This is a genomic window from Lentzea sp. NBC_00516 (assembly GCF_036346835.1).
Classification (GTDB): Bacteria; Actinomycetota; Actinomycetes; order Mycobacteriales; family Pseudonocardiaceae; genus Lentzea; species Lentzea sokolovensis.
Genome location: NZ_CP107840.1, coordinates 7,221,160 through 7,234,756, shown reverse-complemented (window position 1 = coordinate 7,234,756; position 13,597 = coordinate 7,221,160). Strand labels below are relative to the sequence as shown.

Annotated in this window: 12 protein-coding genes; 8 read left to right on the top strand and 4 right to left on the bottom strand. The window is 68.9% G+C overall.

The window, feature by feature from the left end:
* Window positions 1–12: 12 nt before the first annotated feature.
* Window positions 13–1,389 (bottom strand): glycosyltransferase family 87 protein, encoded by a 1,377-nt coding sequence (locus OG205_RS32995; protein WP_330271831.1) that lies wholly within the window; start codon window positions 1,387–1,389, stop codon window positions 13–15.
* A 23-nt stretch (window positions 1,390–1,412) separates the two neighbouring features.
* Window positions 1,413–2,183, bottom strand: coding sequence for a deoxyribonuclease IV (locus tag OG205_RS32990; protein WP_319976412.1), 771 nt, complete (start codon window positions 2,181–2,183; stop codon window positions 1,413–1,415).
* Window positions 2,184–2,314: 131 nt separating this feature from the next.
* On the opposite strand from OG205_RS32990, the gene OG205_RS32985 reads away from it, so the two are divergent.
* The 8 genes from OG205_RS32985 to OG205_RS32950 all read left to right on the top strand — a co-directional run bounded on the left by OG205_RS32985 (window position 2,315) and on the right by OG205_RS32950 (window position 9,470).
* Window positions 2,315–3,244: a hypothetical protein gene (locus OG205_RS32985; RefSeq protein WP_330271830.1), complete on the top strand. Its 930-nt coding sequence runs from the start codon at window positions 2,315–2,317 to the stop codon at window positions 3,242–3,244.
* 101 nt (window positions 3,245–3,345) lie between these two features.
* Entirely contained in the window at window positions 3,346–3,720 is a 375-nt protein-coding gene (gene rpsF / locus OG205_RS32980) for a 30S ribosomal protein S6 (RefSeq protein WP_330271829.1), read from the top strand.
* A 29-nt stretch (window positions 3,721–3,749) separates the two neighbouring features.
* A complete protein-coding gene (locus OG205_RS32975; RefSeq protein WP_319976409.1) occupies window positions 3,750–4,259 on the top strand; it encodes a single-stranded DNA-binding protein in 510 nt (169 codons plus the stop codon).
* Between the two features lie 58 nt (window positions 4,260–4,317).
* The gene (gene rpsR / locus OG205_RS32970) at window positions 4,318–4,557 is read left to right on the top strand and encodes a 30S ribosomal protein S18 (RefSeq protein WP_030480165.1); all 240 of its coding nucleotides are present in this window, start codon (window positions 4,318–4,320) and stop codon (window positions 4,555–4,557) included.
* A 17-nt stretch (window positions 4,558–4,574) separates the two neighbouring features.
* A complete protein-coding gene (gene rplI / locus OG205_RS32965; RefSeq protein WP_330271828.1) occupies window positions 4,575–5,027 on the top strand; it encodes a 50S ribosomal protein L9 in 453 nt (150 codons plus the stop codon).
* Window positions 5,028–5,560: 533 nt separating this feature from the next.
* Window positions 5,561–7,588, top strand: coding sequence for a replicative DNA helicase (gene dnaB, locus OG205_RS32960; RefSeq protein WP_330278280.1), 2,028 nt, complete (start codon window positions 5,561–5,563; stop codon window positions 7,586–7,588).
* Window positions 7,589–7,634: 46 nt separating this feature from the next.
* A complete protein-coding gene (locus tag OG205_RS32955) occupies window positions 7,635–8,510 on the top strand; it encodes a hypothetical protein (RefSeq protein WP_330271827.1) in 876 nt (291 codons plus the stop codon).
* A 72-nt stretch (window positions 8,511–8,582) separates the two neighbouring features.
* Entirely contained in the window at window positions 8,583–9,470 is an 888-nt protein-coding gene (locus OG205_RS32950) for a hypothetical protein (protein WP_330271826.1), read from the top strand.
* Window positions 9,471–9,604: 134 nt separating this feature from the next.
* Here OG205_RS32950 and OG205_RS32945 read toward each other — a convergent pair whose 3' ends face one another.
* Both OG205_RS32945 and OG205_RS32940 read right to left on the bottom strand, forming a co-directional pair.
* Complete coding sequence (locus OG205_RS32945) at window positions 9,605–12,616, bottom strand: beta strand repeat-containing protein (RefSeq protein WP_330271825.1); 3,012 nt, start codon at window positions 12,614–12,616, stop codon at window positions 9,605–9,607.
* A gap of 195 nt (window positions 12,617–12,811) precedes the next feature.
* Entirely contained in the window at window positions 12,812–13,585 is a 774-nt protein-coding gene (locus OG205_RS32940) for a hypothetical protein (protein ID WP_330271824.1), read from the bottom strand.
* Window positions 13,586–13,597 lie beyond the last annotated feature (12 nt).

Below are 13,597 nucleotides of genomic sequence, written 5' to 3'. Positions count from 1 at the left end.
GTCTGCGGCTGATCAGGTCTTCGCTGCTACGGCCCCGCGGAGGAACTTCAGGTCTTCGTGATCGTCCTCGGTCACGTCCCTGGCCTTGAGGAAGACCACGAACAGCGCCACGAGCAACGCGGCCCTGCCCCACACGCCGATCATCACGGCCTGCGCGGAGAAGCTGTCGTAGATCCCGGCGGGCTGACCGAACTCGATCGCCCAGAACCAGCGGAAGATGCCGATGCCCATCGCGAGGTCGACCACGAAGTAGGCGAACGCCCAGGCCAGCCGCACGCGCAGAAGCACGAGGAACGGCACCAGCCACAGCGTGTACTGCGGCGAGTGGACCTTGTGCAGCAGCATGAAGCCGCACAGCATCGCGCCGGACACCGCGATCCACGGGTAGGTGCCCTCGCGCCGGAACCGCGTCCAGCCGTAGCCGGCGGCGATCGCGAACGAGATCAGGATCGTGATCGGCGAGATGACGCCGACCAGCGACTGCATCGCGTCGTCGCCGATGAACGGCCGCAGGCCCCAGTACCAGATCGAGTTCGTGGTGATGTCGACCCGGCGCAGCTGCTGGAACTCGAACGACGCCGCCCAGCCGTCGTAGCCGGCGATCGCGAACGGCAGGTTGACCAGCACGACCGTGATGATCGAGGCGAGCCCGACCTTGACCGCGCCGGCGATGTCGGCCTTCTTGCCGTCCGGCATCTCCTGACCGCGCCAGCCGCCGGTGGCGACGAAGAGCATCAGCGGCAGCACGAACGCCGCCGGGTAGACCTTGAAGGCGAACCCGAGACCGAGCAGCACGGACGCGACCGTGGCTCTCTCGACCAGTGGCCGGTTCCAGCGGTGCACCACGAAGACCGCGGCGACCGAGCACAGGACGACCGGCAGGTCCCAGTTGTGGAAGGCGTAGAGGATCAGCGGTGGACCGATCGCCCACAGCAACGCGCGCCAGCGGGCGAGTTTGCCCAGCAACCAGCCCGTGAGCAGGCCGAACGGCGCCATCAGCAGCGACGAGTAGAGCAGGTACTCCGCGTCGTTGTGCGCGAAGATCGCACCCGCCCAGATGATCAGGCCGGAGAGCACCGGGTACTCGACCGAGCCCCCGATGAGGGTGCCCTTGTCGTTGATGTTGCCGTCGACGTACGGGAAGACGTGCCGGTCGATGTCGCGCCCGATCCAGAGGTGCTGGATGTCGGAGTAGCAGACGTCTTCCTTGTTGCGCTCGTCGTAGTCGGGCTGCGTGCGGCCCCACTGGTCGAACGCGGGACCGGTGCAGCGGTCCTTGTTGATGAAGCCCAGCAGCAGCGTGAGCCCGCACAGCAGCACGAGCACGACAGCGGCGGGCCTGCCGAAGCGGGTCGCGAAACGCCCGGCGTCGCCTCGCTCGGGCGTCACGCTCACCACCTCGTGCACGCTGTTCACCGGCCGGCGCGGTCGCGCAGGAAGGCGATGTCGTCGGCCTGGCCCTCGTCCGGTGTCTCCACCACTACGGGGCATCCGGCACTGGCGACCACGGCCGCCAGCTGGTCGGCGTCGATGGTGCCAGTCTTGATGTTGTCGTGCCGATCGCGCGAGGAACCGAACTCGTCGCGCGAGCTGTTGAGGTGCACCAGGTCGATCCGGCCGGTGATGGCCTTCACCCGATCGACGATGCCGACCAGGTCCTCACCGGCGGCGAACGCGTGGCAGGTGTCGAGGCAGAAGCCCGCGCCGAACTCGCCGACCGCGTCCCAGAGCAGCTTGAGGGAGTCGAACGTGCGGGCCATGGCGCCGTCGCCGCCCGCGGTGTTCTCGATCAGGACCGGGACCGCGAAGCCGCCGTCGGCGACCTGGCGTTCGAAGAACTTGCGCCAGTTCGCGAAGCCCTCTGCCGGGTCCTCGCCCTTCGTGACGTGCCCGCCGTGCACGATCAGGCCCTTCGCGCCCACGGTCGCGGCGGCCTCCGCGTGCTGGATCACGTTCTTCCTGGACGGAATTCGGATCTTGTTGTTCAGCGACGCGATGTTGATCATGTACGGGGCGTGGATGAAGACTTCGAGGTCGGAAGCCAGCAGGGCGTCCGTCTGCGGATGAGGTTTGGGTTTCTTCCAGCCCTGGGGATCCGACAGGAAGAACTGGACGACCTCGGCCCCGCGTTCGGCCGCGGCGCCGACCGGGTCGTCGTCGCGTACATGGGCCCCGATGCGCATACGCAGGAGGGTAGTCGGCGTCCATAACGCCATCGCAGCCGCCGCCGATAGGAGTAATTGGAAAAACTGGGGATGGTCTACGTCACCACCAGGACCTACGGTCGTTACTAGAGAGTAGGAAAGGGGTTCGCATGAGGCTGTTGAGCGTCGCCGCCACGGCGCTGCTGGCCCTCGTGTCCGCTTCGGTGGGCGGGGTCGCACACGCGGCGGAACCCATCGTGGTCGGCAGTTGCGCCACCACCGTGCAGGGCGCGCCCGGCACCCCCGTCTCCCTCAGTCCGGCCGCGGTCACGCAGCCGATCACGGACCTGGTGCGCGCCGTCCCGTTGCTCGGGCCGCCGCTCGCGGAACCGTTCAAGCAGGCGTTCGCGCAGGCCAAGCCCATGCCCATCGGCGCGGTGCAGGTCGGCACGACGACCATCAGCGGTGCCACGATCGCGAACGCCGTGATGGCGGAGGTCCAGAAGATCCCGCTGCTCGGCCCTATCCTCGGCACGCTCGACAAGACCGTGCGCTCGACGCTGACGCAGGGCTGCCAGGTGACGGTCGTCGCCGTCAACCAGGTCGTGGCGCCCGTCCAGGACGGGTCCAAGGCGATCGCGGACGCCTCGCAGCAGGCCGTCGGCGCGATCCCCGGAGCACCGAAACCTCCTGGTCAGCAGCCTTCGCCGCAGCCTGGAACCCCACCGGGTCAACCCGGCACCCAGCCTGGAGTTCCCGGCGTGGGCGCGGGTGCGCCGAGCAACCGCGACTTCTCGCTATATCCCATCGGTTCCAACTTCGGTCGCGTGCCGCTGTTCAGCTACGGCTCGCTGCCGTTCGCGATGCCCGGCCTGTACTCGCCGTCGCCCGGCGTCCGGTACGGCTCGCAGGTGCCCCGCGCGTCCAACGGCACCGGTGTCCAAGGCGACTCGGTGCAGGCGGCCGGCCGCGCGACGGCGTTGCCCCGGCTGAGCGGACCCGGCGGCGTCGGCGCTCCGGTGCTGGCCGCGGTGCTGCTGCTGGCACTGGTCACAGGCGCGCTGGTGCGGACCTGGGTGCTCCGCCGCACCCCTGCGTAGTCGCCGGACGCGCTCTGTTAACCTTTGTCAGTTGCTGACGCGACGACCCTCCTGCCACGGAAAGCCCGTGGCCGCGAGTCCACAGGAGGTGAGTGGTCCTCATGCGTCATTACGAAGTGATGGTCATCCTCGACCCCAGTCTCGACGAGCGCACGATTGCGCCGTCTCTCGACACGTTCCTCAACGTCATCAAGACGTCGGGCGGCAACGTCGAGAAGGTTGAAGTTTGGGGCAAGCGCCGGTTGAGCTTCGAGATCAACAAGAGCAGCGAGGGCATCTACGCGGTGCTCGACCTGACCTCGACGCCTGAAGCGGTGAAGGAACTGGACCGCCAGCTCGGTCTGCAGGAGACGGTGCTCCGGACGAAGGTCCTGCGCCGCGAGCCCGCCAAGGCTGCCAAGTTGGCCGCCAAGGCCGCGGCCAAGTCGGACGCCAAGGCTGTCAAGTCGGCGGCCAGGGCCGCCGCCAGGGCCTGACGAACCTCGATTAGGGGAGCTCCCAAGACATGGCTGGTGAGACGACGATCACGGTAGTCGGGAACCTGACTGCCGATCCCGAACTGCGCTTTACCCAGTCCGGTGCGGCGGTGGCCAGCTTCACGGTCGCCTCCACGCCCCGCACGTTCGACAAGAATTCGGGCGAGTGGAAGGACGGCGAAGCGCTGTTCCTGCGGTGCAACGTGTGGCGGCAGGTCGCCGAGAACGTGGCCGAGTCGCTCACCCGCGGTTCGCGAGTGCTCGTCTCCGGACGGTTGCGCCAGCGTTCCTTCGAGACGAAGGAAGGCGAGAAGCGCACTGTCGTGGAGCTTGAGGTCGACGAGATCGGCCCCTCGCTGCGCTACGCGACCGCGAAGGTCAACAAGGTCAGCCGTGGAGACGGCGGCGGTGGCGGCGGCTTCGGCGGCGGCGGCGGTCAGCAGTCTCGTGGCGGTGGCGGTGGCGCGCCGGCAGACGACCCGTGGGGTTCCGCCCCGCCGGCCGGCTCCAGCGGCTTCGCCGATGAGCCCCCCTTCTAGACCGACTGCACCGGTCATCCAGTACTTCATTCATCGCGTATTCAGGAGTTAGAGACACATGGCCAAGCCGCCTGTGCGCAAGCCCAAGAAGAAGGTCTGCGCCTTCTGCAAGGACAAGAGCGCGTCCCTGATCGACTACAAGGACACGACGCTCCTCCGCAAGTTCATCTCCGACCGCGGCAAGATCCGTGCCCGCCGCGTCACGGGCAACTGCTCGCAGCACCAGCGCGACGTCGCTGTTGCCGTGAAGAACGCCCGTGAGATGGCCCTGCTGCCCTACACCTCGACCGCTCGCTAAGAGAAGGAGACACTGCGATGAAGCTCATCCTCACCGCTGACGTTTCCGGCCTTGGCGCTCCCGGCGACATCGTCGAGGTCAAGGACGGCTACGGCCGCAACTACCTGCTCCCGCGTGGCTTCGCGATTGTCGCGACCCGTGGCGCGCAGAAGCAGATCCAGGTCATCACCCGCGCGCAGGACACCCGCCGCGTGCGCGACCTGGACCACGCCAAGGAGATCAAGACCGCGCTCGAGGGTCTCTCCGTGACGCTCAAGGCCAAGTCCGCCGCCGGCAGCTCCAAGCTGTTCGGCTCGGTCACCGCGTCGGACGTGGCGGCTGCCGTCAAGTCCGCCGGAGGTCCGGTCCTGGACAAGCGCGCCATCGAGCTGCCGGGTCACATCAAGACGACCGGCAAGCACTCGGTCACGGTTCGCCTCCACCCCGAGGTCACCGTCGCTCTGCCGGTCACGGTTACCGGCGGCGAGTAGCTCGTTCGGACCTGGGCGGCACCCGTTGGTGGGGTTCGCCCACGGTTCGGTTTGCTGAAGCGCTGCCTACCCGGAATGCTCCGGGTGGGTGGCGCTTTCGCTCGTTCGGACCAGTGCCGCACTGTCCACGTCCTGTGGATAAACCGCGCGTTCAGCGTGGTCGCGACACGCCGACGAGGGTGTTTTTCGCGACACGCCGAGGGTGTGGCGCACAACTTTTTCCACAACTTGTGCACAGCCACTGAGCTGCAGTTACTTCTGTCACTCCACTGGTTGTCAACAGGTTGTCCCCAGTGCCTCGACCCCTGTGAGCATCCATCCACAGGTTGTCCCCCAGTTGTCCACAGGACGATCCACACGCTGGTTTGCTTGCTCCGGACGGGTCCCTCTAGCGTCGCGACCAGGGCAAGGCCATCGCGCAGCGTGGCCGCCCGAAATTGTCGGTGCCTCGCGGTACAACTAGGGGACTCACGCACCGGCTCTCGACTCTTCGCAGGGGTGATTCAGCAGTGGCGCTCGTGGACGACCGGGGCATGGCGGAGCCCGCATTCGAGCGTCAGCCGCCGCAGGACCTCGCTGCGGAGCAGTCCGTTCTGGGCGGCATGCTGCTGTCGAAGGACGCGATCGCGGACGTCATCGAGGCGCTCGCGCCGAACGACTTCTACCGCCCCGCACACCAGGCGATCTACGACTGCATCCTCGACCTGTACGGCCGCGGCGAACCGGCCGACCCGATCACCATCTCGGCCGAGCTCGAACGCCGCGGCGAACTGCTGCGCGTGGGCGGCGCGCCGTACCTGCACACGTTGATCGCGACGGTCCCCACGGCCGCGAACGCCGGCTACTACGCCGAGATCGTCGCCGAGAAGGCGGTGCTGCGCCGTCTCGTCGAGGCGGGCACCCGCATCGTGCAGCTCGGGTACAACGGTGCCGAGGGCGCGGACGTCGACACGGTGGTCGACCGCGCGCAGGCCGCGATCTACGAGGTCACCGACCGCCGCACCACCGAGGACTACGTCGCCCTCGAAGACCTGCTGCAGCCGACGATGGACGAGATCGACGCGATCGCGTCCCGCGGCGGCATGTCGCAGGGCATCCCCACCGGCTTCGCCGACCTCGACGCGCTGACCAACGGCCTGCACGGCGGCCAGATGATCATCGTCGCCGCCCGTCCCGGTGTCGGCAAGGCGCTGGCGCTGAACACGCCGCTGCCCACTCCCTCCGGCTGGACGACGATGGGCGAGGTCTCCGTCGGCTCGTTCCTGATCGGCGCCGACGGCCGCCCGACCCGAGTGGTCGCCGCGACCGAGGTGATGACGGGCCGCCCGTGCTTCGAGGTCGAGTTCTCCGACGGCACGATGATCGTGGCCGACGGCGAGCACCAGTGGCTGACGGAGTCGTGCAGCGAGACCGGCGGCTTCTGGGCGATCCGCACCACCGCGCAGCTGTTCGAGCGCGTCGGCGTGTGCCGCATGTTCGTGCGCCTGTCCGCGGCCTGGGACCTGCCGACGGCGGCGCTGCCTCTCACGCCGCGCTCGCTCGGCCTGTTCCTCTCGGGCCTGGGCGACCTGGAACTGACCGACGACGAACTGCGCGTCGCCAAGGACCTCGACCTGGCCGACGACCCGCACATCCCCGCCGCGTACCTGCGCGCGTCCCGCAAGCAGCGCGAGGAACTGCTGGCCGCCCTGCAGATCGACGGCCGCTTCGCCCGCCTGCGCCACGACCTGGCCGAACTGATCGCGGGCCTCGGCAGGCACGACCAGGTGGAGATCGTCGCCGTGCGCCCGGTCGCCTCCGTGCCGGTGCGCTGCGTCGAGGTCGACAACCACGACCACCTGTACCTCGCGGGCGAGACGATGATCCCGACCCACAACTCGACGCTGGGCCTCGACTTCGCCAGGTCGTGCTCGGTGAAGCACGGCATGACCAGCGCCATCTTCAGCCTGGAAATGAGCCGCACCGAGATCGTCATGCGCATGCTCTCCGCCGAGGCGCGCATCCGCCTGAGCGACATGCGAGGCGGCACGATGAGCGACGACGACTGGACCCGCCTGGCCCGCCGCATGAGCGAGATCAGCGAGGCCCCGCTCTTCGTGGACGACAGCCCCAACCTGACGATGATGGAGATCCGGGCCAAGGCCCGCCGCCTCAAGCAGCGGCACGACCTCAAGCTGGTGGTCGTCGACTACCTCCAGCTGATGTCGTCGGGCAAGAAGACCGAGTCGCGCCAGCAGGAAGTCTCGGAGTTCTCGCGAAACCTGAAGCTCATCGCCAAGGAGCTCCACGTACCGGTCATCGCGATCTCCCAGCTGAACCGCGGCCCGGAACAACGAACCGACAAGCGCCCGATGCTCTCCGACCTCCGTGAGTCAGGCTCCCTGGAGCAGGACGCCGACATGGTCATCCTGGTCAACCGCCCCGACGCCTGGGAACGCGACGACCCGCGCGCCGGCGAGGCCGACCTGATCATCGCCAAGCACCGCGCGGGCCCGACCGCGACCATCGTCGTGGCGCACCAGCTGCACTACAGCCGCTTCACGGACCTGGCCCAGACCTGATCCGACGTCGCGGACGCCTGCTCGGCCACCCGACTACCGTGCGGGCGTGATCACCCCGGCCAGGTACAGCGACGGCGCCATCCACGTCCCGGGCGACGTCGCCTTCCCCGTAGCAGTCAGGCCAAGGGAGCAGGCGGTCGCGCCAGACCTCGCGAGCGCGGTCTACACGACGGACAACGAACTGGTGTGCGTGGACCGCGCCGGCGTGGTGCGGTGGCGGCACGCGTTCGGCGTGTTCCAGGAGAAGGTGCGCAACGTCCGGGCGGGATGCGCTTTCTCGCTCGACGGCAAGGTCGTGTGGCTCTTCCGACCGGACGCGATGGGGCACTGGAACGACGGCAACGACACCTGGCACGTCCTGGACGCGGCCACCGGGGTGGTGCTCGCCAGCGCCGACCTGGGCACCGTCGGCCACGGCGGCGACCAGCAGGTTCATCCCAACGGCACTGACGTGCTGATCAACGTGGGCGAAGGGCAGGACGGGTCGCTCCTGTTCCGCGGCAGGCTCGACGACAACACGTTCGAGGTGGTCCCGTACCCGTGGGAGGACCGCGTGCTGGTGGCGTTCGCGGCGGACGGCCACCACTTCATGACCGTCCACCACGAACAGAGCGATGTCGCGTTCCACACCTACCCGGACGGCGAAGTGGTCATCCGGATGTCCGTGACGGACCTCGGGTACGACGAGGGCGCGTGGCTGGAGTGGGCGGGTGGCTACCTCGACGCCGATACCGCGTTCGTGGTCGCGGGCGGTGAGGATGACGGCGAGGAGTGGTTCCGCCACCACCTGATCGACGTGCGCACGGGCGCGTACCTCGGCACCTTCGACGCACACACCGAGGACGCGTACGGCGTGATTCAGGCCGGTGGCGGTGCGTGGCTGACGTTCGACGACGGTGTGTTCCGCCACCACGTTCGTTGATGCCACTCGTCAAGCCGCGCATTTCGTCACGCCGGGAGGGGTCCCTGGGTGGCAGGCCTACCGTGCGACGTCATGAGTTCCTCTGCTGTCCAGAGCCCGCTGGCACAGGCGCTGCGCAGGGCCGGTATCGGTGGCCTGCCGCTGGAGATCTGGGTGGCGATCGCCAACGGGTGGTCTGCCGAAGGTCCGCGGATCAGCGCCACCGATGCGAAGGAGTTCGCTCGCGCGCACCCGGAGGTGGTGCGGTCCTACGAGACAGCCGACGGCACCCGGTACGACCGGCAGACGGGCATCGGACCCAGGACCGTGGGCGAAAGCATGGCCATCTCCGCCGAGTGGGCCACGGCGACGTCATCAGCCGGGCGTGAAACGAACATCGCGCTGGAACTGGTGGCACTGCTGAAGAAGCCGTCGCCGGATCGCGGCGTGGCGGATTTTCTTCGGCGCAACCTGCCCGAACAGTGCGCAGAAGAAACTGGCAAGGCCGTCGAGGCCCTCCGCGCGCACGCAGGATCTCCGGAGATCGACAGCCTGCTCGGCAGAGCGCTGATCAAACGCGCCCGACTCGTGTCCCCGAGCGACCAGGTCGACCTGTTGCGCGAGGCGATGTCCCTGTTCCAGTCACACGACGACCTCGCCGCGGTGGCCGAGATCCGCGCGAAACTCGCCGCCGCCCTGGAAGAATCCGGCGATCCTCATGCCGCCGTCGTCGAACTGGAACGGGTGCAGACCGAATATCGTTCGCTCGCACCGGAGAACGAGTTCTACGGGCGCGCCATCGGTGTCGCGCTGTTGAACCTCGGCAGGCTCTACGGGGTGACCGGGCGCCGACGTGAGGCCAAACAGGTCACCAAAGCCGCGATCGCCGAGTTCCGGTGGGGCGCAGCGGGCGACCGTCACACCCTGGCCAACCTGTGCCGCGCCAAGGAGCAGCTGAGCCGGCTTCGCTGGCGCCGCTGAGGCGTGATCAGCCCTGAACAGCACAAATACCCCCCACACACGGCACTGAGCCCCAGCGACAACGTCTGTCGCTGGGGCTCAGTTTCTTACCGGAGGAGGGTGTTACAACTGCGGGGTGTTACCAGGGGTGTTACTTACAGCGAGCCGGTCACCGTCTGGAACAGGTTGGCCGGGTCGATCGAGGCGAGCGCCGGGGCGTTGAACGGCAGCTGCGGCAGCGCGCGCTCGTCAGCCTTCGGCGCCAGGCCCTGGGTCGGGTTCAGGTTCAGACCCGAGAGGGAGGCCGGGCCGTCGACGGGCAGCGTGGGCAGCGAGCGCTCGGTGGGGAGCGCGGGCAGCTGCACCGGGACGGGCAGGGCCGGGGCGGTGACCGGGAGGGACGGCAGCGAGCGCTCGGTGGCGCCGGCCGGGATCAGACCCTTCGCGGCGTCGAGCACCTGGCCGAGGGGCAGGCCCTGGACGTTGGGCGTGAGGCCCGCGGTGCCACCGTTGACCGGCAGAGCGGAGCGCTCCTGCGCCACGCCCGGCAGGGACCCGACGGGCAGCTGGCCGGCCAGAGCCGCCAGGTCAGCCGGGTTCGGGAGCTGGTTCACGGGCAGCTTGCTGTCGAGGCCGTGGAACGCCGGAACCTCGTTGGCCTTCAGCAGGCTGTCGACGCCCTTGGGGAGCTCCAGGCCCTTGAGCTGCGCGGCACGCAGGGTGCCGGCGTCCTCGCCGGTGAGCTGCGTGTCGTCGCTCGTGCCCAGCGTGGTCGCCTGGCCGACGACCTCGACGGGGATGCGCGCGACCTTGGCCGCCGCCTCGACCGGAACGGTCATCTCGCGGGCGGTCAGCGGTCCGCTGCCCTCCGTGAGCATCTCGCCACCGGCCTGGGTGTGCGACGTCTTGTCGGTGACGGTCGTCGCGTTGCCCGCAGCCGCGACCGCGTCCGCGTACACGCCGGCGAAGGCGTTGGCGGGGACGTGGATCAGGTTGCCGGACACCGAGGCGTCGTCGGCCTTCGAGTAGCTGTCGGCACCGGACACGACGTTGGTGTCGGACACCACGTCGGAGTTGGTGATGCCGGCGGCGGCGACGGTGTTGCCCGGAACGGCCGGGAGCACTGCCGGCTGCGCGCCGATCAGGTTGCCCGAGACCGCGCCCTGGTCGCCGTTGCTGTTGACGTCGCCACCGGCGACGGACGACAGGGCGTTGGTGGAGAAGGCGTCGACGTTGCTGCCGCCGCCGACCGACCAGCCGAGCACCTGGGTGCCGGTGGCGACCGGAGCCGAGACGACGTTGCCCGCGATGGAGCCCTTCTCACCCGTGGTGAGAGCGTCGCCGCCGGCCTTCATGTCGGTGTCGTTGTCGCCGGTGGTCTTGTTGTTGCCGACCAGCGTGGCACCGTCGGCGAAGACCTGGGCCGGCGTCGAGGTCGGGACCTGGACGATGTTGCCGGAGGCCGAGCTCTTCTTGCCGTAGGCCTTCGGGCCCTGGCCCGCGATGACCGTGGTGTCGTTCGCCGTGTCGGACGTGGTGTTGCCCACCAGGCCGGCGGTGACGGCGAAGACCTGCGGGGCGACGGCGGTGGGGGCGGTCACGATGTTGCTCGAGACCGTGCCGTTGTCGTCCTGCGTGTTCGGCTGGCCGCTGGAGCGGACCAGCTTGGTCTCGTCGGCGGAGCCGGCGGCCTGGCCACCGACCGCGGCCGCGAGGCCGTAGACCTCGGCCGGAGCGGCGAGCGGGGTCTGCGCGATGTTGCCGGAGATGACCGAGTCGTTGCCGGTCGTGCCCTGGTAACCGTTGGTGGTCGACTTGACGTCGTTCTCGCAGGTGCCCGCGGACTGACCCGCGAGGGTGGCACCGTTGCCGCACACGTCCACGGCCGAGGCCGGGGGAACGTCGGCGATGTTGCCGGACAGGACCGACTTGTCGGCCTGGGTGTAGGTCTCGCCACCGGCGTTCGAGGTCGCGGCGTTGGCGTGGTCGGTGAGCGCGTTGCCCACGACCGACGCGCCGTTGCCACCGACGGCGGCGGGGAGCGAGATCGGCGCGCCGGCGACGTTGCCCGACGCGGTCGAACCGGTACCGGTGGTGTGCTTGGTGCCACCGGCGTTCGACCAGTTGGACGTGTCGCTCACGGCGGTCGAGTTGCCACCGACGGCGGCGGCGTTGTCGTCGACCGTGATCGGGCCGGCGAGCGCGGGCTCGACGATGTTGCCGGCCAGCGTGGCCGGGTCGCCGTTGGTGTCGACGTTGCCACCGGTGACGGCGGTGCCCGTCTGCGTCGAGTCGGTGGAGGCGTTGCCCGCACCGGCGGCCGAGTTGCCGTTGACCTCGGCCAGCGGGGCCAGCGGGATCGGCACGGCGTTGCCCGAGATCGAGCTGCTCTTGCCGCTCGTCAGGACATCGCCCTCGGAGGAGGCGAACGTGTCGGCGGTCGAGTTGGCGTCGGCGATGCCGGCCGCACCCACACCGTTGCCGGTGATCTGGACCGGGGTCGCACCCTGCTCGGAGACGACGTTGCCGGAGATGGCGCCCTTGTCACCGTTGGTGGTGATGTCGCCGCCGGTCGTGGAGACCTGCTGGGCGTCGGTGTTGGTGGTGGCGTTGCCACCGGCCGCGATCGCGTTGCCGGTCAGCTGGACCGGGAGCACGTGGTTGACGGCGACGACGTTGCCGGCGAGAGCCTGGCCCGCGCCATCGGTGACGATCGTGCCGTCGCGGTGCGTGGTCTGGGAGCAGTCGCCGGTCGCCTCGGTGTTGGCGAGAACCGCGATCGCGTTACCGCAGATGTTGATCGGCACATCGACGTGCGCCTGGATCGTGTTGCCGCGCACCAGGTTCTGGAGCGGGGTGCCCTGCAGACGCTCGCCTGCCTGACGGACCAGCGGGTTCGCGACGGGCGCTGCCGTGCGGGTGGGCACCGCGCTGGTGACGCGGTCCGTGCTGATCGTGCGGTCCACCTTGGGGACCGTGATCTCCTTGACCGGGGTGGCCAGCTTGTTCTGGTCCGCCTTGAGCGGAACAGCGGCCGCGACGTCGACGGCCGGAGGCGCTGCGTCCGGGTCGACGTTCTCCTGGGCAGAAGCGATGCCCGTACCGAGCATCAGCAAACCACCAGTGACAAACGCGGTCTGAAGTCCGCGCTTTGCCCAGGTCTGCATTAGATCTCCTTCATCGGTTTCCCGTCGAGAAAGCGACGGGGGCTCAAGGGGGTGGGGCCGAAACGCGCAGGGGAGGGCGCGTCATCACCGGGGGAATCGCACGCGGTGATCGACCTGTGTGAGCGCAAGAAAAAAGCGCGACGGTCGACTTCCGGACAGCCAGGGGAGGAGGCTGCCGCGGACCGCGCGCTGGAATCAGTCGGGGTTGATACCGGGCTGCTTGCCCGGCGTCACGGTGACCTCGTCAGTGGACGGCGCGAGAGCGCTCGTCGACGAGATGCCGTGAGAGTTGCCGGACGCAGCGAAGGCAGCGAACGCGCTGCCCTTGGCAGAGCCAGAACCGTCGTTGCACGAAGAGCACTGCACCGGCGCGGGGGCCGGGACGGGCAGCTTCGGGAACGGGTTGCTGGGCAGGGACGGACGCTGCTCGGAGGGCACAACGAAGTCGTTGTGCTCCAACAGGTCCGTCCACTTGGCACCGGACGTGCCGGTGAACTGCGAGACCACCGGTGCCGGCGACTGTCCGGCATCGGCGGTGGGGGCCGGGATCTCCGGGAACGTCACGTCCATGGCCCGCTCGCTGGCGGGGGTGCTGGACTGACCGATCCTGGTGACCTGCGGCAGGATTCGCGCGGCGATCTGTTCGACCGCCTGGGAGACCTGCACGTCCGGCAGGGCGGCGCGAGCCTTCTCCTGCTCGGCGCGCAAGGTCTCGTCGAGCTTGTGCACTGCCTTGGCGGCGGGAACGACGACCGGCAGCTTCTCGTCCGTCTTGGCGACGAGCTTGCTGACGACGTCGACCTGCTGCGCATCCGTGGAAGCCACAGCGGCAGTAGGCACCGTCTCCGCGTTCGCGGCAGACGTGGTGAGCGCCCAGGCAACGGCCGTTCCCGCGATCGCTCCACCGACGGCGAGCAGCGCTCGGGTGGCGAACCGGCGGATGCCGTTCGCTCCCGTCTTCGCTCGCATGTCAGCGGACAA

What these genes read in the sequence shown, in the direction of transcription:
- OG205_RS32990 (WP_319976412.1), bottom strand. Translation starts at nt 2,183, where the DNA reads ATGCGCATCGGGGCCCATGTACGCGACGACGACCCGGTCGGCGCCGCG.
- OG205_RS32985 (WP_330271830.1), top strand. Translation starts at nt 2,315, where the DNA reads ATGAGGCTGTTGAGCGTCGCCGCCACGGCGCTGCTGGCCCTCGTGTCC.
- rpsF (WP_330271829.1), top strand. Translation starts at nt 3,346, where the DNA reads ATGCGTCATTACGAAGTGATGGTCATCCTCGACCCCAGTCTCGACGAG.
- OG205_RS32975 (WP_319976409.1), top strand. Translation starts at nt 3,750, where the DNA reads ATGGCTGGTGAGACGACGATCACGGTAGTCGGGAACCTGACTGCCGAT.
- rpsR (WP_030480165.1), top strand. Translation starts at nt 4,318, where the DNA reads ATGGCCAAGCCGCCTGTGCGCAAGCCCAAGAAGAAGGTCTGCGCCTTC.
- rplI (WP_330271828.1), top strand. Translation starts at nt 4,575, where the DNA reads ATGAAGCTCATCCTCACCGCTGACGTTTCCGGCCTTGGCGCTCCCGGC.
- dnaB (WP_330278280.1), top strand. Translation starts at nt 5,561, where the DNA reads ATGGCGGAGCCCGCATTCGAGCGTCAGCCGCCGCAGGACCTCGCTGCG.
- OG205_RS32950 (WP_330271826.1), top strand. Translation starts at nt 8,583, where the DNA reads ATGAGTTCCTCTGCTGTCCAGAGCCCGCTGGCACAGGCGCTGCGCAGG.
- OG205_RS32945 (WP_330271825.1), bottom strand. Translation starts at nt 12,616, where the DNA reads ATGCAGACCTGGGCAAAGCGCGGACTTCAGACCGCGTTTGTCACTGGT.
- OG205_RS32940 (WP_330271824.1), bottom strand. Translation starts at nt 13,585, where the DNA reads ATGCGAGCGAAGACGGGAGCGAACGGCATCCGCCGGTTCGCCACCCGA.